A 24,863-nucleotide genomic window follows, 5' to 3' on the forward strand; every position below is an offset into this window, starting at 1 on the left:
ATGAGCGGGGACCCAGACCGGGTCGAAGTGACGGTCGGGGAGTGGCCCGACGACGCCGACAGCGACGAGGGCGTCGTCGTCAACTGGTTCACGCGGGAGGGTGCGAGCGTCACCGAAGGCGATAGCCTGTGTGAGGTGCAGATAGAGAAGGTGAGTCTCGACGTTCTCGCGCCAGCCGACGGCACACTCGTCGAAGTCGTCTGCGGCGAGGACGACGAGTTCGCACGCGGGGACACGCTCGCGTGGGTGGAGCCGGCATGAGCGACGACGAAGCCGCGGAACGGACCGTCCGCGAGAAACGGTCGCTGAGTCCGATGCGCAAGACCATCGCCAGTCGGTTACAGGAGAGCTATCGGGAGGCCGTCCACGTGACCGTCAATCGCAGTGTCGACGCGGAGGGGCTGTTGAGCGCCGTCGCCGCCGCAGACCCGACCGAGGACGGCGTCAGCCCCTCGATGGTCGACGTGCTCCTCTGTGCGCTCTCGGACACGCTCGACGAACACCCCGCGTTCAACGCCACGTTCGAGGACGAGACGCACGTGCTGTACGAGGAACACAACGTCGGCGTCGCCGTGGCCATCGACGACGGCCTCGTCACGCCCGTCGTCGCCGACGTCGGGTCGAAGTCGCTGGGCGAACTCGCGAGCGAGCGTCGCGAGTTGACCGAGCGCGTCGGAGACGGCGACTACACGATGAGCACGTTCCGCGGCGGGACGTTCACGGTGTCGAACCTCGGGCCACTCGGGGTCGACTCGTTCGACCCCATCATCAACCCGCCCGAAATCGCCATCCTCGGCGTCGGGCGCATCACCGAGCGGGCCACCCAGAACGGCGACGGCGACGTCGTCTTCCGGCGACAGATGCCGCTGGACCTGAGCTTCGACCACCGGGTCGTCGACGGGGCGGACGCCGCCCGGTTCCTCGGGACGCTCGCAGAGCACCTCGACGCGGCCGAACAGTACGTCTGAGACGCCGCGTCGAGGCCGCACCGACATCGAAGAAGCGGCGAAAAGAGAGAGAGCGGTTACTGTACGTACTGTGCGCCGGCCTCGAACGCCCGCGGATAAGCGTCGACCATCTCGAAGCGCCGGAACTCCTCGGAGAGGATTTCCAGACCCCACGGGCCGTCGAATCCGCCGGCGCGGACGGCGCTGACCCAGTCGGAGATGGGGAACTCGCCTTCGCCGGGTAGCTTTCGCAGGTTGATGGTCTCTTCGAGGAAGGACATCGTGGTCTCGACGTAGCCGTCGTTGAACTCCACGGCCACGATGTCGCCGCCGGAGAGCGAGCGGATGTTCTCGAAGTCGACGCCGAGTTTCATGTTGTGCCACAGATCCAGATAGAGGCCGCCGTTGTCGGTCTGTGAGGTGGCTTCGAGCGCCTGCGGGATGGTCTGGACGTTGGGGTCCACCGGGAAGAACTCCAGTCCGACCTCCGCGTCGACCTGTGCGAACTGGTCGCTCACCTGTGCGAACCGCTGCTGGAGGTCCTCCATCGCCACCGGATAGCCGTTGATGTTCCCTATCTTGATGTGGTTCGCGCCGAGGACGTCGGCCGCTTCGAGCAGTAACTGCCGCGTCTCCTGTTCGGCCTGTCGGCGCGGGTCGTTCATCGCTAAGGGCCACTCGGTGAGGAACTCCAGCTCGACGAAGTCGATGTTGTTCTGCTGAAGTACGCTGTTCAGTTGTTGGAGGCCCTGCGTCCTGTTCTCGGCCGCGAACTCGAAGTCGAGGATGTGCTGGATGTCGGGTGCGATGAGGCCGATAGCGTTGAACCCGACTTCGTTGAGCATCTCCGCTCGTCGGGCGATGGGCCACGGACTCCAGTTCCGGTGGCCGTGTGCCCCCCTGAACGGCGTCGTCCCGCCAGAGTGCATCCACGTGTTCGCCAGCAGATCCGCGTCGCCTTGCTGTCCGCCGTCATCCTGCTGTCCGTCGTCCGCCTGTCCGCCGTCGTCTTGCTGTGCGTGGACACCGCCGATACCGCCAGCGGCCGTCAGCGTTCCGCCTGTCGCCTTGAGTACGTCCCGTCTGTATGGTTCCATTGGTGTGAATCGCTCGAAAGGTCGGTCGTCGCGCTGTCCAGTGCCCGTCCGAAAAATCGTCGTCCGTCGTCGGCGTCGGCGTAGTGGGCAACGCTGGAGTTACGCCGGAATTGTAAAATAGCTAACTTATTATTGCGCATCTGTCTGTCGTTGATTGTGTGATTCCCCGCGAGGAAGGGGTCCGGTCGGCCGATTCTGTGGAAGCCGGTCGCAGAGCCGGGACTCGGACGTGTCGGGACGTGCGAAGGCACTCTGAAGACCGGTGAGAGAGCAGGGAACGAAAACTGGCGGAATCGTCGGGTAGTGGCCTCGTCAGTCTTTCGGCGAGACGTCGGCGGCGAGCGTCTGAGCGACGATTTCGCCGTCACGAATCACGAACGTGTCAGAGGCGTACTCGTAGACGTTCTCGGGCGTCTCCGCGTGCCAGACGATGTAGGCGTACTCGTCCCTGACGACCTGTTCGTCGAGCGAGAACGACACCGACGGGTCGTCGAACTCCGGGAGGAGTTCTTCGTACATCGACCGGATGTCGTCGTGGCCCACCAGCATCCCGTCCGCGGAGATGAAGACGGCGTCGTCCGCGTAGTCGCTCATCAGACCGTCTACGTCGCCTTCGCCGAACATTTCTAGATGGTGCTCCAGCACAGATTGGGTCGCGCTCATGTTATACAACTAACCATTTGTGACAAATATTTCTACCGGTTGAAACGACCGGGCGGTGGCGGTCGGGGGGCAGCGGTCCGGCGAACCACGCCGGCGGGGGTCGTTACCCTTTAGCCAGCCGACACCGAACGACGGGTAATGACTGCGCAAGCCGCCGAGTCCCGCGAACTCGCGGCCGTCATCGGGCTGGAGGTCCACGTCCAGCTAGAGACGGAGACGAAGATATTCTGCGGGTGCTCGACAGAGCCAACCGACGAGCCGAACACCCACACCTGTCCGGTCTGTCTGGGCCTGCCGGGCGCCCTGCCGGTCGTCAACGAGGGTGCCGTCGAAGCCGCCGTGAAGGTGGGCAAGGCCATCGACGCCGACATCCCCGAGGAGACGACCTTCCACCGGAAGAACTACTACTACCCCGACCTCCCGAAGAACTTCCAGATAACGCAGTACGACGCCCCCATCTGTCAGGACGGCGAACTGGAGTTCAGCGTCGAGAGCGAGCGACGGGCCGTCGACATCCGACGCGCGCACCTGGAGGAGGACCCCGGGTCCATCAAGCACGTCCGCGAGGGGACCGGCCCGCTCGAATCGCGGACCTGCTCTATCGAGCGTGCGGACTACACGCTCATCGACTACAACCGCGCCGGGACGCCGCTGATGGAGATCGTCACGGAACCGGACTTCCGCGACCCGGGCGAGGTGCGGGCCTTCCTCGAAAAGCTCGAGGAGGTCCTCGAATATCTGGGCGTCTTCGACGCCACCCGCGACGGCAGTCTGCGCATCGACGCGAACCTCTCGATGGTCGACGCCGACGAGGTGGGCGAGGACGGCCACATCGACGAGTCCGTCCTCGAAGACGCCAACCGCACCGAGGTCAAGAACATCTCCAGCCACAAGGGCGCCGAACAGGCCCTCTCCTTCGAGGCGTCGCGCCAGCGCAAACTCATCCAGTCGGGTCGCGCCGTCGAACAGGAGACCCGTCACTTCAACGAGACCCACGGCAACACCGTCTCCATGCGCTCGAAGGAGGAGGAGAAAGACTACCGCTACTTCCGCGAGGCCGACATCCCGCCGCTCCGCGTGTCGAGTTGGAAAGCGGAGATCGCCATCCCGGAACTGCCCGACGCCCGCCGCGAGCGCTTCGTCGCCGAGTACGGCCTCTCCGAGGAGGCCGCCTCGAAACTCACGAGCACGAAGCAGGTCGCGGACTTCTTCGAGAGCGTCGCCGAGCGATTCGACGCCGGCCTCGCCGCGACGTGGGTGGCCGACAACCTCCTCGGTGAACTGAACTACCGTGACATGGAGATTACAGACGTCGACGACCGCTTCGACGAGGTCACCCGCCTCGTGGAACTCGTCGCCGAGGACGAGATTACCGCGAAGAACGCCCGCGAGACGGTCCTCCGGGACATGCTGGACGAGGGCGAGGACCCGGACACCGTCGTCGAGCGGGAAGGACTGGGCAAGACCTCCGGCGACGAGGTCCAGCAGGCCGTCGAGGCGGCCATCGAGGAGAACCCCGACGCCGTCGCCGACTACCACAGCGGCGAGGGCGGCGCCCTGAACTTCCTCGTCGGTCAGGTGATGCAGAAGACCGGCGGGAGTGCGGACCCCGGCGAAGTCAACGGGATGTTGCGCGAAGAACTGGGCGAAGAGTAGCGTACTGCTCGCCACCAGCGAGCAGTTTCACGCGAATCGTCGTGCGATTCGCGCCTTTTTCGCCCACGTTTTTCAACGAGTGGTGTGCGACCGCAGGGAGCACACCCGAGGCAGAAAAAGGTGGGGCGGCAGCGCGGACCCCGGCGAAGTCAACGGGATGTTGCGCGAGGAACTGGACGAAGAGTAGCGTACTGCTCGCCACCAGCGAGCGGTTCTTCGCGGACGAGGCGAAGTCGGACGTCCGGTAGAAGATATTTACCACCGCCCTCGGTAGCCGCCGCGTATGCCCTCCCAGCGCTCTCGTCGCTCGGTCCTCGCGGCCTGTACCGGCTTGCTCGCCGCCGGTGGCTGTCTCGGAACCGGAAGCGACTCGCCAGCGACCAGCACGACTACCGCGGAACGGACCGAACCCACGACGACCGCAGAACAGACCGAGGCCGTGACGCCCGACCTCGGCGGCGTCTGGGTGACCGACAGCGTCGTCCACACTGCGATGGTGGACAGTCGGATGGTCTCGGGGTCACCCGACGGGACGCAGTTGGTGTTCGCGAGGTACGTCGACGAGAGTCGCGTCGACCCGGAGGCGTTCTCGCTGGTCGTCGACGGCGAGCGATACGCCCCGAAACCACCCCGGGACACCTACGCGGACTTCGAGACCATCGCGAACTCGACCGACCGGGTCGCCGACGACGAGACTGTCACCGGGTTCGTCGTGGACGTACGCGACACCGTAGACAGTGCGACGCTCGAATACGGCGAGGCATGGTCACACGACCTGTCGAACCCACAGCGTGAACGACTGACTGGCGACCCGTCCTTCGAGGTACGCGAGTTCACGCTCCCCGATACCGTTTCGCCCGGCGACTCGTTGGTCGCCGACGTTACCGTCGCCAACGTCGGGACGGGACCGGGAACGTTCCGGGCGACTGTCCCGCGGGCGACGGTGTGGCCGACGCTGCTAGAACGCGACGTGGCGGCCGGTGAGACTGCGAGCTTCACCGGACGGATAACGTGGGGCGCAAGCGACGGCGCACCGCTAGGCCGGTTGACGGGCGAGGAGTACGAACTCGTGTTGTCGTGGCCCGACGGCCAGCGGTCGGCGACGATTACCGTCACCGAGCAGTCGACGACCACCGACGACTAACTCTCGCTGGCGCTGTCGGCCTCGGCCCGTTCTGCGCGCTCGTTCGGGACGATAGCCGGGTCCTTCCACAGCAGCGTCACGAAGATGGCGACGCCGAGGAACTCGATGGTCTTGATGGCCGTCTCCAGCGGTTCCGTGTCGAAGTGGTCGAGGATGAGGAACACAGTGCTCTGACTCCCGTGGCTGTGACCGCTCGCAGCCGTGGATGCGGCTTGGGCCCCGTCGGCGAGGAAGGCCCCGTGACCGGTGGCGTGCCAGAACACCCACGCGGCGATAGAGCCGAGGAGCAGAAGGGTCCCCCCGATGTAGGCGTTGCGGAGGCTGACGACCCGGCGAGTCACGAGATAGGGGCCGGACAGCAGGAGCACCGCGAAGACGACGAAGAGGTACGGCCGCGGGTCCGGGACGATACCGCCAGATGGGAACAGCCCGTAGGCCTGAAAGTAGACGATGCTCCGCGGCAGGCCCCACCGGAGGTGAAACGCCGCCGTCGCGAAGACGAGGGCGGCGGCGACAGCCCGGAGTATCCTGACAGTCCGTCGCTCCATGCATCGGCGTTCGGGTGAGCGCGATAAGAGGGCATCGGAGTTCGGACCGGCCGTGTGCGGGTAGTGAACACCCGACGACGAACCGACGCCAACTGATCCGAAAAGTCTCGAAGCGTTTAATCCCGGGACCCTCTGAAGGCGAGTGTGCTCTCCAGTCGCCCCCCGCGACGTCTGCTCATCCGTGGCGTCGTCCTGTTGGTCGTCGTGGCGTTGCTCACGCCGTCGGTCGTCAGCGCCCTGACCTACGAGCCAAGTGACAGCGAAGCGCTCCAGCGTGGGACGGTCACGGACGCGGCCGAGGGCCAGACAGTCGTCAGTACGCAGGGGTACACCTTCCGCGGGAACACGAACCCGAAGAAGCCCGCCCGACTCGTGGCGCTGGACGAACGCGGCGGGTTGAACTGGACCTACCAGAGTCGGCAGGGGGCCGACGCGTGGTTCTTCGACGTGGACCCGCTTCCGAACGGGAACTTGCTGGTCGTCTCCCCGCGTTCGGGCAACACCCTCGTCTACGAACTGGACCCCGAGACGAACGAGCGCGAGTGGGAGCAGTTGCTGCCCTACGAGGACACCCACGACGTCGACAAACTCAACGACACCGCGCTGGTCGTCTCGCACATGCGGGCGTGGAACGAGAGTCAGCAAGTGTCCAACGACGAAATTGTCGTCTACAACCTGACGACGGAGTCGGTCACGTGGCGCTGGCGCTACCGCAACCACTTCCCGAACAGTACCGACGGCGGGATGAACGACGACTGGACCCACAGCAACGACGTCGATCCGGTCGGCGACGACCAGTTCCTCGTCTCGCCGCGAAACTTCGACCAAGTGCTTCTCATCAACCGGACGACCAAAGACATCGATAGGCGACTCGGCGAAGACGACAACTACAGCGTCATGCGCGAACAGCACAACCCCGACTACCTCGAAGGCGAGGACGGGACGCCGACGATTCTCGTGGCCGACAGCGGCAACAACCGCGTCGTCGAGTACGCCTACACGAACGGGACGTGGACCCGGACGTGGTCCGTCGGGTCGGACTCGCTCAACTGGCCGCGCGACGCCGACCGCCTCCCGAACGGCAACACGCTCATCACGGACACGCTGAACCACCGCGTCATCGAGGTGACGCCGACCGGCGAAATCGTCTGGGAGTACTACGCGACGTGGGGGCCCTACGACGCCGAGCGAGTAGCTCACGGAGACGGCTCGAACGGCCCGACCATCCGCGAGCAGAACGCGACCGGGACCTACGAGATAACCGGCAGCGCGGGACTGGTCGCCGGGAGCGGCCAGCAGACGAGCGTCGGGACGTTCATCACCGCGACGGCCGCCGGGACGCCGCTGTCGGGCGTCGGCGAGGAACTCGGGACGCTGTGGGGCCACTACGCGCCGTGGCTCCGCCCGGTGTGGATGAGCGGGTGGGACCTCTTCTACGCCGCGCTGGCCGGTCTGTTGCTGGTCGGGTGGCTTCTCACCGAGGTTGGCGTGTACGGCTATCGGTGGGCCAGTGCGCGGTCGACGGCCGGCCGAGCGACCGGACGGTAGAGTCAACCCGCAGGCGGCCGATATTCCGACGACGGACGCCACGCCGTCCGACCACGCATGAACGTCCGCGAAGCCACCGCCGCCGACGTCCCCGCACTCGACGTGATTCGCCGACAGGCAATCGAAGCCGCGTTCACCGGCGAGTACGACCGCGCGGTGTTCGCGGACCTCGTGGCGTCGCCGGACGACCGCCTGCCCGAGTGGGTAGCCGACCCGGCGTGGGTCGTCCTCGTCGTAGAGAGCGAGGTCACGGCCGTCGGCTACGGCGCGGTGAACACCGAGACGGGCGAACTCGGCGCGCTCTACACCGCGCCGGACCACGAGGGCAGCGGGTGCGGGAGTACGCTTCTGGAGCAGCTCGAACGGCGGGCGTGCGAGGCGGGTCGCGACCGCCTCCGCGCCGCCACGCCGCGAACCGCCGTCGGCTTCTTCGAACGACACGGGTTCGAGCGAGGCGAGACTGTCGAGCGAGACGGCGACGTGCGACGTGTCCGCGTGGCGAAACCGCTCACCCCGGACTAGAGCAGCGGCGGGTTGTCCGTCGCCAGACTCGGCGGGAGGTCCGTCTCACCGGTGAGGTACGCGTCGACGTGTCGGGCGGCGTCGCGCCCCTCGCCGATGGCCCAGACGACGAGGGACTGCCCACGGGTCGCGTCGCCGGCGGCGAACACCCCTTCGACGGCCGTCATCTTCCGCTCGTCCGTCTGGAAGGTGCCGTCTGCGGCCCGTTCGACCCCGAGGTCTTCGAACGGGTTGTTCGTGGGACCGGTGAACCCGATAGCGACGAACACGACGTCGGCGGAGATCTCCAGCGAGGGGTCGACGACGGTCTTTTCGGCGCGCGCACCGTCCTCGTCGTAGCTCCACTCGACCCGCTCGGCGTCGAGACAGTCGACGTGGCCGTCGCCGTCGGTGTCGACGAACGCCTGCGTGTCGACGCCGAACGCCTCGCTCCCGTCTTCCTCCTGTGCGTAGGTCTCGTGGTAGGTCTTCGGTTGCTCGGGCCACGGGTTGTTCGGCGGCCGGTCCTCGGGCGGTCGCTCCCGGATGCCTATCTGGACGACCTGTGACGCCCCGTGTCGGTGGGCCGTCGCCACGCAGTCGGCCCCGGTGTCGCCGCCGCCCAGCACGACGACGTCGCGCCCCTCGACCGGAATCCGTTCGGCGTCGTCGCCCGCCTGTTCGCGGTTCGTCTGGCGGAGGTACTCCATCGCGAAGTGGATGCCGTCGAGGTCCCGGCCCGGGAGGTCGATGTCCCGCTGGCGCTGTGCGCCGACGGCGAGGCAGACGGCGTCGTGGTCCGCGACGAGGGTGTCGGCTGTGACGCCGCTCCCGACTTCGGTATTCGTCTGGAAGGTGACGCCCTCGGCCCGTAGCTGGTCGGTTCGGCGGTCGATGCGGGACTTCCGGAACTTGAAGTCGGGGATGCCGTAGCGCAGCAGGCCGCCGACCGCGTCGTCTCGCTCGTACACCGTGACGCGGTGGCCCACGCGGGCGAGTTGCTGGGCGGCGGCCAGTCCCGCCGGACCGCTCCCGACGACGCCGACGTGGTACTCGGTCCGCTCGGCCGGCGGTTCGGGCGTAATCCACCCCTCCGCCCACCCCACGTCGACGATGGCGCGCTCGATGCTCTTGATGGTCACCGGGTCGTCGTTGTACGCGAGGACGCAGGCGCTCTCGCAGGGGGCCGGGCAGGTGTAGCCCGTGAACTCCGGGAAGTTGTTGGTCTCGTGGAGTCGTTCGAGCGCCCGCTTCCAGTCGTCGCGGTAGACGAGGTCGTTCCACTCGGGGACGACGTTACCGATGGGGCACCCGCTCATGCAGGTGGGGACGCCACAGTCCATGCACCGTTCCCCCTGCTCGCGGAGCGTCTCGGCGTCCCACGTCTCCTGCCAGATTTCGTCGAAGTCGTCGGCCCGCTCCGCCGGGTCGCGCTTCTCGATGTCCGCTCGGTCGTGGTCGCGCCAGCCGTTCGGATGTGGCTCAGTCATCTGTGGTCACCCGTTCTGCGGCGGCCGCCGGTTCCGGCGGGAGCGACGCCCGCGGGTCCTCCCCCTCGGCGAGTCGGTCGTCCAGCACGGCGGCGAAGGCGTCCGGCATCACCTTCACGAACTGCGCGACGGCCGTCTCCCAGTCGTCCAGCACCTCGCGGGCGCGGTCACTGCCGGTGTAGCGGTAGTGGTTCTCGACCATCCGTCTGACGAGGCGGCGGTCCCGGTCGTCCAGTGGGTCGAAGTGGACCATCCCGGTGTTGACCCGGTCGCGGAACCGACCGTCCCTGTCGAGGACGTACGCCTCGCCGCCGGACATCCCCGCGGCGAAGTTCCGGCCGGTGTCGCCCAGTACGACGACGACGCCGCCGGTCATGTACTCACAGCCGTGGTCGCCGACGCCCTCGACGACGGCCGTCACGCCGGAGTTGCGGACGGCGAACCGCTCGCCCGCGACGCCGTTGACGTAGGCCTCGCCGTCGGTCGCGCCGTACAGCGCGACGTTGCCGATCACGACGTTGTCGGTCGCGTCGTAGGCCGCCTCGTCTGGCGTCCGCACGACGAGTTTCCCGCCGGAGAGTCCCTTCCCGACGTAGTCGTTCGCGTCGCCGGCCAGCGAGAGCGTGACCCCCGACGCGAGGAAGGCACCAAAGCTCTGCCCGGCCGACCCTTCGAACTCGACGGTGACGGTGTCGTCGGGGAGGCCCGCCTCGCCGTAGCGGTCGGCGACTTCGGAACTCAGCATCGCTCCCACCGTGCGGTTCCGGTTGCGAATCGGGAGCGAGAGGTCGACGGACTCGCCGCGTTCCAGCGCCGGTCTGGCGCGGTCGAGGAGTTCGTGGTCGAGTTTCTCGTCCAGTCCGTGATTCTGCGTCCGAGTCTGCCGTCGACCGCCACCCTCGGGGACGGTTAGCAGCGCCGAGAGGTCCACGGACTCCGCCCGCTCGTGGCTCACCTCGCGCTGGGAGAGCAGGTCCACCCGACCGACGAGGTCGTCCATCGACCGGACGCCCAGTTCGGCCATGTACTCCCGGACCTCCTGTGCGATGCAGGTCACGTAGTTCACGACGTACTCGGGTCGGCCGGGGAACTTCTCCCGGAGGTCCGGGTCCTGCGTGGCGACGCCGACCGAGCAGGTGTTGCAGTGGCACTTCCGGAGCATGATACAGCCACAGGTCACGAGCGGTGCGGTCCCGAAGCCGTACTCCTCGGCACCCAACAGCGCCGCCACGACGACGTCCCGGCCGGTCTTCATGCCGCCGTCGACGCGCACCCGGATGCGCGAGCGCAGGTCGTTCGCCCGGAGAATCTGGTTCGCCTCTGCGATGCCGAGTTCCCACGGCAACCCGGCGGACTTGATGCTCGTCTTCGGCGACGCGCCGGTGCCGCCCGACTGGCCGCTTATCAGGACGGCGTCGGCCTTCGCCTTCGCGACGCCGGCGGCGATGATGCCCACGCCGGCCTCGGAGACGAGTTTGACGTGGACGTCGGCGTCGGCGTTCGCACACTTCAGGTCGTGGACGAGTTGCGCGAGGTCCTCGATGGAGTAGATGTCGTGGTGGGGCGGTGGCGAGATGAGCGGGACGCCGGGGGTCGTGTTGCGCGTCTCGGCGATTATCTCGTTGACCTTCTCGCCGGGGAGGTGACCGCCCTCGCCGGGTTTCGACCCCTGCGCCATCTTGATGCCGAGGTGGTCGGCGTTGGCCAGATACGTCGCGGTGACGCCGAACCGGCCCGAGGCGACCTGCTTGTTCCCGCACTCGCGTTCGGTGCCGAACCGCTCGACGGGTTCGCCGCCCTCGCCGGAGCAGGCGGTCCCGCCGATGCGGTTCATCGCGACGGCCAGCGTCTCGTGGGCCTCCTTGCTGAGCGACCCGAACGACATCGAGGCGGTGAAGAACCGCTCGACGATGCTGTGGACGGGTTCCACCGCTTCGAGCGGGACCGACTCACGGCTCTCGGTGTCGAGTTCGAGGAGGCCCCGGAGCGTCTGGAGTCGTTCCTGCTGGTCGTTCACCATCTCGGCGAACTCCCGATAGGCCGCGAAGTCGCCGGCCTGTGCGGCGTACTGGAGTTTGCCGATGGTGTTGGGGTTCCACTGGTGGAACTCGCCGTCGCGCCGCCAGTAGAGTTCGCCGCCGGGGTCGAGGGTCGTGCCGGCGTCGGCCTCGAAGGCGTGGTGGTGGCGTTCGAGCACGTCGGCCTCCAAGTCGTCGACGTCGATGCCCTCCGTGCGGGCCGTCGTCCCCGCGAAGTACTCCGCGACGAACCCGGAGTCCAGGCCGACGGCCTCGAACACCTGCGCGCCCTTGTAACTCGACAGCGTCGAGATGCCCATCTTCGCCATCACCTTCTGGAGGCCGTCGTCGAGGGCGTGCCGGTAGGCCGCCAGCGCCTCCTCACGGTCGCACTCCAGCACGCCGTCCGCGACCATCGCGTCGATGCTCTCGTAGGCGAGGGACGGACAGAGCGCGTCGGCCCCGTAGCCGACGAGCGTGCAGACGTGGTGGACCGCACACGGCTGGCCGGAGTCGAGGACCACCCCGACGTGCGTGCGACGGCCGGTGCGGACGAGGTGGTGGTGGACCGCGCCGACGGCGAGCAACGACGGAATCGGCACGCGGTCGGGGCCGACGGCCCGGTCCGAGAGGACGAGCACCTCGCACCCGTCGTCGATGGCCGCGTCGGCGGCCTCGCGGACGCGTTCGACGGCGGGTGCGAGGGTCGTCGCTCCCTTCTCGTAGGTGAGGTCTATCGTGGCGGCGCGGATGCCGTTCTCGTCGACGTTCTCGACGGCGGCGAGTTCCTCGCGGGTGAGTATCGGCGACTCGCAGAACAGGCGTCGGGCGTGGGCCGGCGTCTCGCCGAGCAGGTTCCGCTGGCGGCCGACGTGGGTGTACAGGGAGGTGACGACGTCCTCGCGGATGTAGTCCAACGGCGGGTTCGACACCTGCGCGAACAGTTGTTTGAAGTACGTAAAGAGGGTCTTGTTGCGCTCCGAGAGCACCGACAGCGGCGTGTCGTTGCCCATCGCGCCGATGGGGTCACTGCCCGCCTCGGCCATCGGTTCGACGAGGCGGTCCAGATGCTCGCGCGTGTAGCCGAAGGCTCGCTGCCGGGCGCCGACCCCGGCGTCCGCTGGCGGCGACGGTGGCGGGTCGCTCCCGTCTACGAGGTCCGAGAGGTCGACTCGCTCGCGGGACACCCACGCGCCGTAGTCCTCGTCGGTGAGGCGGTCGAACACCTCCTCGTCGGGGACGATGCGACCCTCGTCGGGGTCGGCGTAGAACATCTGCCCGGGCTGGAGGCGGTCTTTCGTGACCACTTCCGAGGGGTCCGCATCGAGGACGCCCGTCTCGCTGGCCATCACCAGTCGGTCGTCGGTCGTGACGTAGTACCGACAGGGGCGCAGACCGTTACGGTCCAGCACCGCGCCGACGCGGTCACCGTCGGTCGCCGCGACGAGGAGGGGGCCGTCCCACGGTTCGCTGACGGTCGCGTGGTAGCGGTACCAGTCCCGCCGGTCGTCGTCCATGGCGTCGTCGCCGTGCCACGCCTCGGGGACCAGCATCCGGAGGGCATGCGGAAGGGGGCGGCCGCCCTCGGCGAGGAGTTCGAGGACGTTGTCGACGACGGCCGTGTCGCTCTGGTCGGCGTGGGTGACGGGCGTCAGTTTCTCGACGGCCTCGCCCAGCTCGGGGCTGTCGAGGTCGGACTCGCGGGCAGCCATCCAGTTGAGGTTGCCCCGGAGGGTGTTGACCTCGCCGTTGTGGACGACCTTCCGGTAGGGGTGGGCCAGTTCCCACGCGCCGAGCGTGTTCGTCGAGAACCGCGCGTGGACGAAGACCAGTTTCGTCCGGACGCGCTCGTCCGAGAGGTCGGGGTAGTACGACCGGAGTTGGCCGTTCGTCAGCAGGCCCTTGTAGACGACGGTCCGGCGGTCCAGCGAGCAGACGTAGAAGCGGTCCGCGCCGGGCGGGTTCCGCTCGTCGACCCGCCGTTCTACGACCCGGCGCAGGACGTACAGACGCGTGTCGAGGTCATCGGGGGCGAGCGAGTCCGTCGGTTCGACGAACACCTGCCAGACGGCGGGTTCGCTGTCCAGCGCCGTCTTCCCGAGGCCGGTGTTGTCCGTCGGTACCTCGCGCCACGCGACCACCTCGAAGCCCTCGTCGGCGGCCGCGCTCTCCAGTAGGTCACGGAACCGGTCGCGCTCGTCGGGGTCCTGTGGGAGGAACACCATTCCGACGCCGTACTCGTCGTAGCCGCCGAGGTCGGGGACGACGTCGGCGAAGAAGGCGTGGGGCTTCTGGACGAGCATCCCGGCCCCGTCGCCGGTGTTCGCCTCCGCGCCGCGTGCGCCGCGGTGGTCGAGGTTCTCCAGCACCTCGAACCCGTCCTCGACGACGGCGTGCGTTCGCCGCCCGTCGAGGTTCACGAGGACGCCCACGCCACAGTTCGCACGCTGGTCGTGGGGGTCGGACAGTGGCGTGTCGGTGTCGGTCCTTCTCACGGTCGCTATCGGAACGTCGTGGACTGGTGTGCGTCGCCGACGCCTCGTCGACCGCCGGACCGGGTCACGTCGATACTGGGACGAGCGGGTCAAGGCACCCCACATTGTTAAAAGTTAACTAATAACACACTAGTATCGTCAATACACCAATATATTATTTAATGCCGGCGTCGTGTCCGAGCGACCGTTTGGATGGTGGTACCCGGCGCGTGCCGACCTATCAGCCCCCACCGCGCGTGCGTGTAGGTGCGCCCGCAAGCGCCCGCACACCCGCGCTGTCGGCCGATTTCCGCCGAAAGTCTTTAGAACGTCTCCGGGCGTAGCGACCGGCAATGACTACCGCAGGTGGTGTCCGATGGAGCTGATCATCACGGAGAAGGACAACGCCGCCCGGCGAATCGCCGAAATCCTCTCGGAGGGGAGCGCGACGGCCGAGCGACGGAACGGCGTCAACGTCTATCGGTGGGGCGACACCCGCGTCGTCGGCCTCTCGGGCCACGTCGTCGGCGTCGACTTCCCGCCCGAGTACAACGACTGGCGCGACGTCGAACCCGCCGAACTCATCGACGCCGAGGTGACCAAGGAACCGACCCAAGAGAACATCGTCACGACGCTGAAGACGCTCTCTCGCCGGGCCGACGAGGCCGTCGTCGCGACAGACTACGACCGCGAGGGCGAACTCATCGGGAAGGAAGCGTACGAACTCATCCGCGAGGAGACGGACATCCCCGTCTCGCGCGTGCGCTTCTCCTCGATTACCGAGCGCGAGGTCCGCAACGCCTTCGCCGACGCCGAGGAGATAGACTTCGACCTCGCGGCCGCCGGCGAGGCCCGCCAGATCATCGACCTCGTGTGGGGCGCGGCGCTGACCCGCTTCCTCTCGCTGTCGGCCCGGCAGTTGGGCGACGACTTCATCTCGGTGGGCCGAGTCCAGTCCCCGACGCTGAAACTCATCGTCGACCGCGAGCGCGAAATCGAGGCGTTCGACCCCGAGGACTACTGGGAGATATTCGCCGACCTCCAGAAGAATGGGTCGGGCTTCGAGGCCCAGTACTTCTACGACGACGACGGCAGCGAGGCCGAACGCGTCTGGAACGAGGCCGACGCCGACGCCGCCTACGCCGACCTGACGAGCGTCGACGCGGCCACCGTGACGAGCGTCCGCCGGCGTACCCGGACCGACAGTCCGCCGACGCCGTTCAACACCACCGCCTTCATCTCTGCGGCCAGTTCGCTCGGTTACTCCGCCCAGCGCGCGATGTCCATCGCCGAGGAACTGTACACCGCCGGCTACATGACCTATCCCCGGACGGATAACACCGTCTACCCCGACGATCTGGAGGAGGACGTCCTGCTGGACGAGTTCGTCGGCTCGCCGACCTTCGGCGAGGACGCAGAGTCCCTGCTCGAACAGGACGACATCGTCGCCACCGAGGGCGACGAGGAGACGACCGACCACCCGCCCATCCACCCGACCGGAGAGATTCCCTCGAAGGCAGATATATCCGAGGACGAGTGGGAGATATACGAGCTCGTCGTCCGGCGCTTCTTCGCCACCGTCGCGGAGGCGGCGACGTGGGAGCGCCTGCGCGTCGTCAGCGAGGCCGGCGGTCGGTCGCTGAAGGCCAACGGCAAGCGGTTGGTCGAACCGGGCTACCACGCCGTCTACCCCTACTCCAGCGCCAGCGAGAACCACGTCCCCGACGTCGAGGAGGGCGAGGAGCTCGCTATCTCGGACGTCCGACTGGAGGCCAAGCAGACCCAGCCACCCCGCCGCTACGGCCAGTCCCGCCTCATCGAGACGATGGAGGACCTGGGACTCGGGACGAAGGCGACCCGGCACAACACGCTGGAGAAACTGTACGACCGCGGCTACATCGAGGGCGACCCGCCGCGACCGACGGCGCTGGCCAACGCCGTCGTCGAGGCCGCCGAGGAGTTCGCCGACCGGGTCGTCAGCGACGACATGACCGCCCAGTTAGAGCGGGACATGACCCGCATCGCCAACGGCGAGGCGACCCTCGAAGAGGTGGCCGACGAGTCCCGCGAGATGCTCCAGGAAGTGTTCGACGAACTGGCGGCCTCTCGTGAGGAAATCGGCGAGCACTTACAGGAGTCACTGAAAGCTGACAAGACGCTGGGCCCGTGTCCCGAGTGCGGCGAGAGCATGCTCGTCCGGCGCTCCAGACAGGGGTCGTACTTCGTCGGCTGTGACGGCTTCCCGGAGTGTCGGAACACGCTACCGCTCCCGTCGACGGGCGAGCCGCTCGTGCTAGACGAGACGTGTGAGGAACACGACATGCACCACGTGAAGATGCTCGCCGGCCGCGACACCTTCGTCCACGGCTGTCCCCGCTGTGAGGCCGAGAAGGCCGACGAGAGCGACGACGAAGTCATCGGTCCCTGTCCCGAGTGTGGCGTTGCTCCGGCGGAGCAACGAGACGAAGGCGGTGACGCCGCCGAAGGAGGCGACGCGGAGGAAGGCGGCGAACTCGCCATCAAACACCTCCGTTCGGGGTCCCGGCTGGTCGGGTGTACGCGCTACCCTGACTGCGACTACTCGTTGCCGCTCCCCCGCAACGGCGACATCGAGGTCACCGAGGAGTTCTGCGAGGAGCACGACCTCCCGGAACTCGTCGTCGACCCCGACAGCGACGACCCGTGGGAACTGGGCTGTCCCATCTGTAACTTCGAGGAGTATCAGGCCCGCAACGCCGTCGAGGACTTAGAAGACCTGAACGGTATCGGGGCCGCGACGGCGGATAAACTCGCCGCCGCTGGCATCGAATCGCTGGAGGACCTGCGGGCGGCCGACCCCGACGGCATCGCTGCCGAGGTGCAGGGCGTGAGCGCGGGACAGGTACAAGACTGGCAGTCCGAACTCGAAGCCTGAACGCGTCCGCGTTTCCGACCGCCTGCTTCTCATACTGGTGGCTGTAAGTTCGTAACGATATTCGCCACCCCGGGGTGGCGAAGTACTTCAGTTTGTTACAGCCACCAGTATCAGTCGTCGACGACGAACGTCACGCCGTCACAGACCGGACACTCGACAGCGTCGGCGTTCTCGACCGTCACGGCGTCGACGGCCCCGTAGACCACGGCGTGTGCCATCGGGTCGACGAGTTGCCGGCCACAGAGCGGACACTCCACGCGGCCCGCACGGAGGTCTTCGCGGTCGATGACGTTCGCGTCGCTGTCGTCGGTCATCCGCGCTGGGTCACAGCTGTAGGTGCGAGGTGGAACTCGGTCCCTCGTCGTCGTCCGTGCCGCCCTCGTGATGGAACTCGTAGTCGTCGTCCACGAGGAAGACGGTTCCGTGACGCTCGGCGATGTCGACGCCCGGCAGGGTCGTCCCCGCGGCCTCGCCGTTGTCACAGTCGCCCTCGCAGGCGTCGAACAGCGACCCGTGACGCGGGCAGCGTAACTGTCCGTCGCGCGTCGGGACCCCTCGGCCGGTGTCGAAGCGCTGGTTCTCGTGGGTACAGCGGTTGATCCACGCCTCGACGCCGTCCTCGCAGGGCACGACGACGACTTCCTCGCGGTCGCCGTAGGGCCCCGTCGCGGTGAACAGGTACGACCCAGTGTCGTGGACCGTTTCGACGGTCGTGAGTTGCTGCATAGGGCAGTGCTGGGCCGCGAGCGGCTAAGAACTGCTGGTACACTCACTCCACGAAGGTCGGGTGTCCGTGTGAACGTGTCTATAGGACGGTTCCGCCATCCGAAGCCGTTATGCCCACAGGCAAAAGTCAAAGCGGTATGAGCGACTGGGCGGATTGGGACCACATCGTCAAAATCGACCCGGACAAGACGCTGGTCGACGGCGAGACGTTCGAGGACGTGGCGGCGACCGGTACCGACGCCATCGAAGTCGGTGGCACCACCGGGATGACCGAGGAGAAGATGAAGCGGGTCGTCGACGCCTGTGGGAAGTACGACATCCCCGTCTACATCGAACCGTCGAACCCCGCCTCCGTCGTCCACAGCGACCGCCACGACGGCTACCTCATCCCCGTCGTGATGAACGCCGGCGACGTGACGTGGATAACCGGCGCCCACAAGGAGTGGATTCGCATCGACGACGAGATAGACTGGTCTCGGACCTTCACCGAGGCGTACATCGTGATGAACCCCGACGCCTCCGTCGCAGCCTACACGCAGGCCAACTGCGACCTAGACGCCGACGAGGTGGCCGCCTACGCCGAGGCCGCCGAACACCTGCTCGGGCAGGAAATCGTCTACGTCGAGTACTCCGGGATGCTCGGCGACACCGAGAAAGTCGCCGCCGCGGCCGACATCTTAGACGACGCCACCCTCTTTTATGGCGGCGGCATCCACGACTACGACTCCGCGCGGACGATGGCCCAGCACGCGGACACCATCGTCGTCGGCGACCTCGTCCACGACGAGGGCGTCGACGCCGTGCGAGAGACGGTAAAGGGCGCACAGGACGCGAAGGCCGCGACGGCCGACCGATAGCGGGTATCAGAACGCGAGTCGGTCCAGTACCCGGCGGAGCGGTCTGGCCGACTCCCCACCAGAGTGGACCGTGATAGTCGCGTGGTCGCTGTCGTCGATGACCGCCCGTGTCGCCCGTTCCTGTCGCGAGAGGCCGGCGGTGAGTCCCCCGTTACGGCCGTGTAACACGATGTTGGTCTCGGCGTCCGGCATCGATACCGCCGCCGAGAGCCCCGTGGGCGGTGTGAACGTTGCCTCGGTCGGCACGGAACAGGCCGCGACGAGATCGGCGTGGTACGCCTCGAGGACGTGTCGCTGTTCGGTCGAACTGCGCTCCGGGAGCGGGTAGACGAGTCGGAGAGAGGCACCCGTCGCGTCAGCGATGGCCGCACCTACGCGCACCTTCGTCGGGTCGTAGGGTCCCCGGGTGGCGACGAGCGTGACCGCCGCGACGTCGTCGAGGTCGTGGGTCTGGACCGCCAGCGTGTCACAGTCGGTCCGCTTCCGGATGCGGTCGACGTCGCGTCTCAGGCGGCCGTCGCCGAACGTCGCGTCGCGGTCGACCAGCAACAGGTCGGCGTCGACGTCGGCGGCGGCGTTGGCGACCGCCCGCGCCGGGTGGTGACTGACCAGTTCAGCGTACTCGACGCGGGCGTCGACTCCCGCGGACAGTTCGTCCGTGCGCCGCTCGAACGCGACGTCCGACCCGGTCTGGACACTGGAGGCGTATCGCAGCGGGGTCTGGTCCGGCACCTCGTCGAACTGAACGGCCGCGACCCGTCCGTCCTCGGAGCACAGCGTCGACGCCAGTTCGAGCAACGTCCGCTCGCTCTCCCGGTCGGCGTCCTCCGGGAGGGCGACCAGCACCGTCTCGTCGAGCGAATCGTCGAGCGCCGTCTCGGTTCGCTCGACGGCCTCCTGTCCGACGCTCTGTCGCATGGACTCGCGGATAGCGCCCTCGCGGGACACCCGTCGGCGGACGTACCACAGGTACCAGAGGGTACTCCCCGCGGTGATGACCGCGGCACCGACGATGGCGACGGCGCCCATCTGCGTGAGCAGGGCGAACCCGGTCAGCGCCCCGAACACCTGCGTCCACGGGTACAGCGGCGACTCGAACGACGGGTCGTAGACGGCCGTGTCGCTCTCCCGGAACCCGACGAGTGCGACGTTTATCAGCGCGAACACGAGTATCTTGAACGCGCTCGCGAGCTTCGCTATCTCGAGGATGGGGACGAAGGCGATGAGGATCAGCATCACGCCGCCGGTGAGCGTGATGGCGTTGACCGGCGTCGTGAACCGGTCGCTGACTTCACTGAGGCGGCTTGGCGCGAGTGCGTCGCGGGCCATCGCGAACGGGTATCGGGAGGCCGAAAGGATGCCGGCGTTGGCGGTGCTCACGAGCGCCAGCAGGGCGGCGAGCACGACGGCGCCCACGCCGGCGACTCCCAGCGTCGCGTCGGCTGCGTCGGCGACGGGCGTCGAACTCCCGGCGACGGTCTCCAGCGGGACGACGCCGACGATGACGGCCACGATGAGTACGTACAGGAGCGTCGTGAACGCGAGCGACCCCAGCATGGCCAGCGGGATGACGCGGTCGGGGTCTTCGATCTCCTCGGCGACGCTCGATATCTTCGTCACCCCCGCGTAGGAGACGAACACGAGCCCCGTAGCGGCGAAGATACCCTCGGCGCCGTAGCTCCAGAGGCCGTCGTAGGCGGCCGTCTCGACGGCCGGCCCGCCGCCGACGACGAACCACGCCATCGCCGCCAGCATCACGGCGACGATGCCGACCTGAAGACGGCCGGTCTGTTCGGCGCCGACGACGTTGATCACGACCAGCAGGGCCGCCAGCGCGATCGCCACCGGTCGCACGGGCAGGTCGAACAGCAACAGGAGGTACGGGACGCCGCCGACGAGCGCGAGCGCACCCTTAAACGACAGGGAGAACCACGTCCCGACACCGGCGATGGTTCCGAGCAACGGCCCCATCGACCGCTCGATGTAGACGTACGTCCCGCCGGCCTCGGGCATGGCCGTCGCCATCTCGGCCTTGCTGAGCGCGGCCGGCAGCACCAACACGCCCGCAAAGAGGTACGCGAGGACGACGCCTGCACCGGCCTCCTTGACCGCGAGTGCGGGCAAGATGAAGATGCCGCTGCCGACCATCGCGCCGATGGAGATGGCGACGACCGACGGGAGTCCGAGATCGCGTTCGAGGTCCTTCGGCATCGTCAGTCCCTGACTGTGAGATCGAGGGTCGGTTCGAACTGCCGACGGGTCTCCGCAGCGAGGACCGGTGCCTCGGAGACGGTGGCAGTTGCGATACCGTCGAAGGTAGCACACAAGTCGGGGTCGTCGACGAGGACCGTGACCTGACGCACGCCGAAGCGGGCCCGAAGCAACTGTGCGACCAACATCGTTCGACGGTCACACGTCAGGGCGACGACGGCGCCGTCAGCGTCGGTCGCATCGGCAGCGGCGAGTGTCTCGACCGCCGTCACGTCACCGATGGTCGGCGTCGCGCCATCCGCGCGGTTAGCGACGCTCTCGGCATCGGTGACGACGCCGACCGTCGCTATCGCGGTCAGTTCGCTGGCGATTTCCGCGCCGACGAATCGATCGGTGACGACCAGTACCGACGGCGGACCTCTCTCTCGTGCGAGCGTGTCTCGGAGCGTCTGTCGGGACATCATGGTGGTTCACGACCGGCGGCCCGGCCTATACCAACCCATGATTCCGAGAAGCGATAAATGTCTAGCTTTTATTTCCGGTTCGGAAATGGAGTGGTGGTTTGATCCCGTTACAGAATTATTCGTCGTCGAGTCCGCCGGAGCCGAAGCGGTGGAACGGGCGCGTGTACTCGTTGCGGATGATGTCCTCGTCGACGACTTCGAGTCCGACCTCGTTGAGGTCGCGTCCGATGCGGCTCAGGTCGTTCCCGTCGACGCCCACGACCTCGACGTGGACGTTGTCGGCACCGGTCATCACCTCACGGATGGCGACAACGCCCGGCACTTCGAGCGCGCGTCGCGCGATCTCCTCGCGCTCGTGTATCGGTGCGGTACAGATTATGAGCGTGTGTAGCTGGTACCCCGCCGCCTCGTAGTCGACGTCGACGTCGTAGCCGCGAATGACGCCCCGCTGCTCGAGTTTGTCGATTCGGTTTCGGACGGTCCGGGCCGAGACGTCACAGGACTCGGCTATCTCGCTCGCGGACGTGTGTCGGGCGTCGTTCTGCAGTTCGTGGATGATTCGCCGGTCGAGGTCGTCGATGGGGTACTCGCTGTCGGTCATGGCCACCGTTTGGACGGGTCGTGATACAAACGTTCATGTTCTCTCACGCCACCGTGTCCGGTCGACCGGATCCCTCGACGGTGGCGCGGTCGAATAAACGGAGTTTAAGTCCGTCCCGGCAAAGAGGGGAGATATGGACGACCGCACCTACACGGCGGACGCCGAGCCCGGTGACGAAGTCACCGTCGCTGGCTGGGTTCACGAGATTCGTGACCTCGGTGGCATCGCGTTCCTCATCCTGCGAGACACGACCGGGAAGATTCAGGTCAAGTTCGAGAAAGACGAGATGGACGAGGACCTCGTGGAGACGGGACTGAACGTCCACCGCGAGTCCGTCATCTCGGTGACCGGGGCGGTCGAGGAGGAGCCACGCGCGCCCACCGGCGTCGAGGTCACGCCCCAGAGCGTCGACGTCATCGCCGAGGCCGACCCGGAACTGCCGCTCGACCCCTCCGGCAAGGTCGACGCCGAACTCCCGACCCGACTGGACAACCGAACGCTGGACCTCCGAAAGGACGAAGTCAAGGCCATCTTCGAGATTCGCGCCGAAGTTCTGCGCTCGGTACGCGAGGCCTTCCGTTCACTGAACTGTACCGAGATCAACACGCCGAAGATCGTCGCCACGGGGACCGAAGGCGGCACCGAACTGTTCCCCATCACGTACTTCGGCCGCGAGGCGTTCATGAACCAGAGCCCGCAGCTGTTCAAACAGCTGATGGTCGGCTCCGGCCTCGAACGCGTCTTCGAGATCGGCCCGATCTTCCGCGCCGAGGAACACAACACGCCGCGACACCTCAACGAGGCGACCTCCATCGACTTCGAGTCGGCGTTCTACGACCACACCGAGGCGATGGACGCCTGCGAACACGTCGTCAAGGCCGCCTACGAGGGCGTCGCCGAGAACTGCGCCGAGGAACTCGAAGCGCTCGGCCTCGAAGACGAGTTTGCGGCCCCCGAGGGCGACTTCCCGCGACTGACCTATCAGGACGCGCTGGACAAGATCAACGCCACCGGCGAACTCGACGAGCCGCTGGTCTGGGGCGACGACCTCTCGACGGAGGCCGAACACGTTCTCGGACAGGAGGTCGGCGAACACTACTTCATCACCGACTGGCCAAGCGAGATCAAGCCGTTCTACATCAAGGACCACGACGACGACGAGGAGGTCTCGACCGGGTTCGACATGATGCACCCGTCGATGGAACTGGTCTCGGGCGGCCAGCGTGAACACCGCTACGAGCAGCTGGTCGCCGGGTTCGAACAGCAGGGGCTGGACCCCGAGGCGTTCGAGTACTACACCAAGATGTTCAAGTACGGCATGCCGCCCCACGCCGGGTGGGGTCTCGGTGGCGAGCGCCTCGTCATGACGATGCTCGGACTGGACAACATCCGCGAAGCCGTGCTCTTCCCGCGTGATCGGCAGCGTCTGAGCCCATAGCGAGCGCCTCGTCATGACGATGCTCGGACTGGACAACATCCGCGAAGCCGTGCTCTTCCCGCGTGATCGGCAGCGTCTGAGCCCATAGCGAGCGCCCAGCGACACGCGGGCAGTGAATATCTGAGGGCCAGCGGGGAACAGGCGAGTCTCGGAACGGCAGTGAAAACCCGACGGCCCGTTCCCGGACGGTACTGGGTAGCGATCCGTTCCGGACGCCGTCGACCGTCGCGACCGGATCGTTGGACGTACGCGTCGGTGTTGTAACAGAGCGACGAAACGGTGGGGATTCGGGCGGCTACTCGGGAAACAGTTCCTCTCGCCGCTCGATCGCGTCGATGCGCTCGACGTCGTCGCTGTCGAGTTCGAGGTCCGCCGCCGTGAGATTCGCGGCGAGGTGGGCCCGCGAGGACGCCTTCGGGATGGCGACGACGTTGTCGTGGGACGTCACCCACGCGATGCTGACGGCGGCGGGCGACGTGTCGTGTTTCTCGGCGATAGCCCGTATCGTCGGATCGTCGAACACCCGCCCGCCCGCCAGCGGCGAGTACGCGACCAGCGGATAGTCGTGGCGCTGGGCGTCGGCAAGCAGTGTCTCCTGACGGAAATACGGGTGGAACTCGACCTGATGTGCGGCGATAGTGTCGAGGTGGTCGCGGGCGGTCGCCAGTTGCTCGGGGTCGAAGTTCGACAGACCGACGTGTGTGGTCAGGCCGGCCTCGCGAACGGCGTCGACGGCCGGCAGCGTCGTCTCGGGGTCGTAGTCGCCGCGCGGCCGGTGGACGTACAGCAAGTCCACGCTATCGAGTCCGAGGCGGTCGAGGCTCGCCTCGGTGCCCGGTCGAACGTCGTCGTCGGCGAGGCAATCGATCCACAGTTTCGTCGCGACGGTCAGTGCATCGCGGTCGACGGGCGCCGAAGCGATACCGTCGCCGACGACGGGTTCGTTCTCGTAGACCTGTGCCGTATCGAGGTGCCGGTAGCCGACGTCGATAGCCGCCGCGACGGTGTCGGCATCGTCGATACCCATCGTTCCCAGACCGACCGGTGGGAGGTCCATGGTCGCCACTCGGCCGACAGGGAGAAGGACGTGTCGGTCATACTGCTGGCCGTAACTTGCCGAAGATAGTCACCACGCTGGGTGGCGAAACCGTTCGCGTGAGTACAGCCGGCAGTATCAGAACTCGGTGCGGTCGCTGACGGCCGCGGCGTGTTCGGCCCACTTCTCGACAGTGGGTGACTCCCAGTACCGGACGGCTTCGCTCCGCTCGTCGAAGTCGATGATACCCAGCCGATGGAGTTCGGGCAGGTGCGTCTCGACCAGTTCGGCCTCGACTGACTCGACGTCCGTATCGGCCACCGGCAGACTGGTTTGTTCCCCTCGGTCGGCGACAGCGGTGGCAAGCGTCGTGACGTCGACGCCCGTTCCGTCACTGGTCGTGAGATAGCGACAGACCGCGCGTCGTCGCCAGTCCGACAGCGCCTCGAACACGTCGTCGATCATCGGTGTCGTGAGGCCCCGGTCCTCTGGAGTCATCCCACACCACGTTCGGTCCTGCTGTTCCGGGT

The 24,863-nt window shown here is 67.0% G+C and carries 21 protein-coding genes; 9 read left to right on the forward strand and 12 right to left on the reverse strand.

Features of this window, described 5'->3' with window-relative positions:
- A complete protein-coding gene (locus tag NDI85_RS06760; RefSeq protein ID WP_310915328.1) occupies positions 1-261 on the forward strand; it encodes a lipoyl domain-containing protein in 261 nt (86 codons plus the stop codon).
- The gene (locus tag NDI85_RS06765) at positions 258-968 is read left to right on the forward strand and encodes a 2-oxo acid dehydrogenase subunit E2 (RefSeq protein ID WP_310915329.1); all 711 of its coding nucleotides are present in this window, start codon (positions 258-260) and stop codon (positions 966-968) included. Before NDI85_RS06760 ends, NDI85_RS06765 begins: the two co-directional genes overlap by 4 nt.
- Before the next feature lie 56 nt (positions 969-1,024).
- On the opposite strand, the gene NDI85_RS06770 is transcribed toward NDI85_RS06765, so the two are convergent.
- Both NDI85_RS06770 and NDI85_RS06775 read right to left on the reverse strand, forming a co-directional pair.
- Complete coding sequence (locus NDI85_RS06770) at positions 1,025-2,044, reverse strand: sugar phosphate isomerase/epimerase (protein ID WP_188993506.1); 1,020 nt, start codon at positions 2,042-2,044, stop codon at positions 1,025-1,027.
- A 312-nt stretch (positions 2,045-2,356) separates the two neighbouring features.
- Positions 2,357-2,707, reverse strand: coding sequence for a nuclear transport factor 2 family protein (locus NDI85_RS06775; RefSeq protein WP_188993504.1), 351 nt, complete (start codon positions 2,705-2,707; stop codon positions 2,357-2,359).
- Between the two features lie 138 nt (positions 2,708-2,845).
- On the opposite strand from NDI85_RS06775, the gene gatB reads away from it, so the two are divergent.
- The gene (gene gatB, locus NDI85_RS06780) at positions 2,846-4,363 is read left to right on the forward strand and encodes an Asp-tRNA(Asn)/Glu-tRNA(Gln) amidotransferase subunit GatB (protein WP_310915330.1); all 1,518 of its coding nucleotides are present in this window, start codon (positions 2,846-2,848) and stop codon (positions 4,361-4,363) included.
- A gap of 283 nt (positions 4,364-4,646) precedes the next feature.
- Positions 4,647-5,507, forward strand: coding sequence for a hypothetical protein (locus tag NDI85_RS06785; RefSeq protein ID WP_188993499.1), 861 nt, complete (start codon positions 4,647-4,649; stop codon positions 5,505-5,507).
- On the opposite strand, the gene NDI85_RS06790 is transcribed toward NDI85_RS06785, so the two are convergent.
- On the reverse strand, positions 5,504-6,055 hold the full coding sequence (locus tag NDI85_RS06790) for a hypothetical protein (protein ID WP_188993497.1): 552 nt from the start codon (positions 6,053-6,055) through the stop codon (positions 5,504-5,506). The genes NDI85_RS06785 and NDI85_RS06790 overlap by 4 nt on opposite strands.
- Positions 6,056-6,199: 144 nt before the next feature.
- Here NDI85_RS06790 and NDI85_RS06795 point away from each other — a divergent pair, with 144 nt between their 5' ends.
- Both NDI85_RS06795 and NDI85_RS06800 read left to right on the forward strand, forming a co-directional pair.
- Positions 6,200-7,603 carry an aryl-sulfate sulfotransferase gene (locus tag NDI85_RS06795; RefSeq protein WP_188993495.1) on the forward strand — a complete coding sequence of 468 codons (1,404 nt, stop codon included), beginning with the start codon at positions 6,200-6,202 and terminating at the stop codon, positions 7,601-7,603.
- A gap of 57 nt (positions 7,604-7,660) precedes the next feature.
- Positions 7,661-8,125 carry a GNAT family N-acetyltransferase gene (locus NDI85_RS06800; protein ID WP_188993493.1) on the forward strand — a complete coding sequence of 155 codons (465 nt, stop codon included), beginning with the start codon at positions 7,661-7,663 and terminating at the stop codon, positions 8,123-8,125.
- On the opposite strand, the gene NDI85_RS06805 is transcribed toward NDI85_RS06800, so the two are convergent.
- Together NDI85_RS06805 and gltB are read right to left on the reverse strand one after the other, a co-directional pair.
- Complete coding sequence (locus tag NDI85_RS06805; protein ID WP_310915331.1) at positions 8,122-9,594, reverse strand: glutamate synthase subunit beta; 1,473 nt, start codon at positions 9,592-9,594, stop codon at positions 8,122-8,124. The genes NDI85_RS06800 and NDI85_RS06805 overlap by 4 nt on opposite strands.
- Positions 9,587-14,107, reverse strand: coding sequence for a glutamate synthase large subunit (gene gltB, locus NDI85_RS06810; RefSeq protein WP_310915332.1), 4,521 nt, complete (start codon positions 14,105-14,107; stop codon positions 9,587-9,589). The genes NDI85_RS06805 and gltB overlap by 8 nt, the downstream gene beginning before the upstream one ends.
- A 355-nt stretch (positions 14,108-14,462) precedes the next feature.
- Here gltB and NDI85_RS06815 point away from each other — a divergent pair, with 355 nt between their 5' ends.
- Entirely contained in the window at positions 14,463-17,000 is a 2,538-nt protein-coding gene (locus NDI85_RS06815; RefSeq protein WP_310915333.1) for a DNA topoisomerase I, read from the forward strand.
- Between the two features lie 110 nt (positions 17,001-17,110).
- Here NDI85_RS06815 and NDI85_RS06820 read toward each other — a convergent pair whose 3' ends face one another.
- Together NDI85_RS06820 and NDI85_RS06825 are read right to left on the reverse strand one after the other, a co-directional pair.
- Positions 17,111-17,314, reverse strand: a complete 204-nt coding sequence (locus NDI85_RS06820; RefSeq protein ID WP_166968507.1) for a hypothetical protein — start codon at positions 17,312-17,314, stop codon at positions 17,111-17,113.
- A gap of 10 nt (positions 17,315-17,324) precedes the next feature.
- Complete coding sequence (locus NDI85_RS06825) at positions 17,325-17,726, reverse strand: Rieske 2Fe-2S domain-containing protein (RefSeq protein ID WP_310915334.1); 402 nt, start codon at positions 17,724-17,726, stop codon at positions 17,325-17,327.
- 137 nt (positions 17,727-17,863) lie between these two features.
- Between NDI85_RS06825 and NDI85_RS06830 the strand changes: the two genes are divergently transcribed.
- The gene (locus NDI85_RS06830; protein ID WP_188993480.1) at positions 17,864-18,583 is read left to right on the forward strand and encodes a phosphoglycerol geranylgeranyltransferase; all 720 of its coding nucleotides are present in this window, start codon (positions 17,864-17,866) and stop codon (positions 18,581-18,583) included.
- A gap of 6 nt (positions 18,584-18,589) precedes the next feature.
- Here NDI85_RS06830 and NDI85_RS06835 read toward each other — a convergent pair whose 3' ends face one another.
- The 3 genes from NDI85_RS06835 to NDI85_RS06845 form a co-directional block, all read right to left on the reverse strand.
- Complete coding sequence (locus NDI85_RS06835; RefSeq protein ID WP_310915335.1) at positions 18,590-20,794, reverse strand: APC family permease; 2,205 nt, start codon at positions 20,792-20,794, stop codon at positions 18,590-18,592.
- 2 nt (positions 20,795-20,796) lie between these two features.
- Positions 20,797-21,258, reverse strand: coding sequence for an NAD-binding protein (locus NDI85_RS06840; RefSeq protein WP_220639366.1), 462 nt, complete (start codon positions 21,256-21,258; stop codon positions 20,797-20,799).
- Positions 21,259-21,373: 115 nt separating this feature from the next.
- On the reverse strand, positions 21,374-21,859 hold the full coding sequence (locus tag NDI85_RS06845) for an Lrp/AsnC family transcriptional regulator (protein WP_188993474.1): 486 nt from the start codon (positions 21,857-21,859) through the stop codon (positions 21,374-21,376).
- Between the two features lie 133 nt (positions 21,860-21,992).
- On the opposite strand from NDI85_RS06845, the gene aspS reads away from it, so the two are divergent.
- The gene (aspS, locus tag NDI85_RS06850) at positions 21,993-23,297 is read left to right on the forward strand and encodes an aspartate--tRNA(Asn) ligase (RefSeq protein ID WP_188993472.1); all 1,305 of its coding nucleotides are present in this window, start codon (positions 21,993-21,995) and stop codon (positions 23,295-23,297) included.
- Between the two features lie 295 nt (positions 23,298-23,592).
- On the opposite strand, the gene NDI85_RS06855 is transcribed toward aspS, so the two are convergent.
- Together NDI85_RS06855 and NDI85_RS06860 are read right to left on the reverse strand one after the other, a co-directional pair.
- On the reverse strand, positions 23,593-24,354 hold the full coding sequence (locus NDI85_RS06855) for an aldo/keto reductase (protein WP_188993470.1): 762 nt from the start codon (positions 24,352-24,354) through the stop codon (positions 23,593-23,595).
- A 117-nt stretch (positions 24,355-24,471) separates the two neighbouring features.
- Positions 24,472-24,831, reverse strand: coding sequence for an ArsR family transcriptional regulator (locus tag NDI85_RS06860; protein ID WP_188995647.1), 360 nt, complete (start codon positions 24,829-24,831; stop codon positions 24,472-24,474).
- Between the last annotated feature and the right edge of the window lie 32 nt (positions 24,832-24,863).

The organism is Haloarcula sp. S1AR25-4 (genome assembly GCF_031624555.1).
Taxonomy (GTDB): Archaea; Halobacteriota; Halobacteria; order Halobacteriales; family Haloarculaceae; genus Haloarcula; species Haloarcula pellucida.

Excerpts from the sequence above, each read along its gene's own strand:
- NDI85_RS06820 (WP_166968507.1), bottom strand. The coding sequence starts at position 17,314 with ATGACCGACGACAGCGACGCGAACGTCATCGACCGCGAAGACCTCCGT.
- aspS (WP_188993472.1), top strand. The coding sequence starts at position 21,993 with ATGGACGACCGCACCTACACGGCGGACGCCGAGCCCGGTGACGAAGTC.
- NDI85_RS06775 (WP_188993504.1), bottom strand. The coding sequence starts at position 2,707 with ATGAGCGCGACCCAATCTGTGCTGGAGCACCATCTAGAAATGTTCGGC.
- NDI85_RS06855 (WP_188993470.1), bottom strand. The coding sequence starts at position 24,354 with ATGGACCTCCCACCGGTCGGTCTGGGAACGATGGGTATCGACGATGCC.
- NDI85_RS06790 (WP_188993497.1), bottom strand. The coding sequence starts at position 6,055 with ATGGAGCGACGGACTGTCAGGATACTCCGGGCTGTCGCCGCCGCCCTC.
- NDI85_RS06760 (WP_310915328.1), top strand. The coding sequence starts at position 1 with ATGAGCGGGGACCCAGACCGGGTCGAAGTGACGGTCGGGGAGTGGCCC.
- NDI85_RS06770 (WP_188993506.1), bottom strand. The coding sequence starts at position 2,044 with ATGGAACCATACAGACGGGACGTACTCAAGGCGACAGGCGGAACGCTG.
- NDI85_RS06765 (WP_310915329.1), top strand. The coding sequence starts at position 258 with ATGAGCGACGACGAAGCCGCGGAACGGACCGTCCGCGAGAAACGGTCG.
- NDI85_RS06785 (WP_188993499.1), top strand. The coding sequence starts at position 4,647 with ATGCCCTCCCAGCGCTCTCGTCGCTCGGTCCTCGCGGCCTGTACCGGC.
- NDI85_RS06830 (WP_188993480.1), top strand. The coding sequence starts at position 17,864 with ATGAGCGACTGGGCGGATTGGGACCACATCGTCAAAATCGACCCGGAC.
- NDI85_RS06835 (WP_310915335.1), bottom strand. The coding sequence starts at position 20,794 with ATGCCGAAGGACCTCGAACGCGATCTCGGACTCCCGTCGGTCGTCGCC.
- gatB (WP_310915330.1), top strand. The coding sequence starts at position 2,846 with ATGACTGCGCAAGCCGCCGAGTCCCGCGAACTCGCGGCCGTCATCGGG.
- NDI85_RS06815 (WP_310915333.1), top strand. The coding sequence starts at position 14,463 with ATGGAGCTGATCATCACGGAGAAGGACAACGCCGCCCGGCGAATCGCC.
- NDI85_RS06805 (WP_310915331.1), bottom strand. The coding sequence starts at position 9,594 with ATGACTGAGCCACATCCGAACGGCTGGCGCGACCACGACCGAGCGGAC.
- NDI85_RS06800 (WP_188993493.1), top strand. The coding sequence starts at position 7,661 with ATGAACGTCCGCGAAGCCACCGCCGCCGACGTCCCCGCACTCGACGTG.
- NDI85_RS06840 (WP_220639366.1), bottom strand. The coding sequence starts at position 21,258 with ATGATGTCCCGACAGACGCTCCGAGACACGCTCGCACGAGAGAGAGGT.
- NDI85_RS06825 (WP_310915334.1), bottom strand. The coding sequence starts at position 17,726 with ATGCAGCAACTCACGACCGTCGAAACGGTCCACGACACTGGGTCGTAC.
- NDI85_RS06845 (WP_188993474.1), bottom strand. The coding sequence starts at position 21,859 with ATGACCGACAGCGAGTACCCCATCGACGACCTCGACCGGCGAATCATC.
- NDI85_RS06860 (WP_188995647.1), bottom strand. The coding sequence starts at position 24,831 with ATGACTCCAGAGGACCGGGGCCTCACGACACCGATGATCGACGACGTG.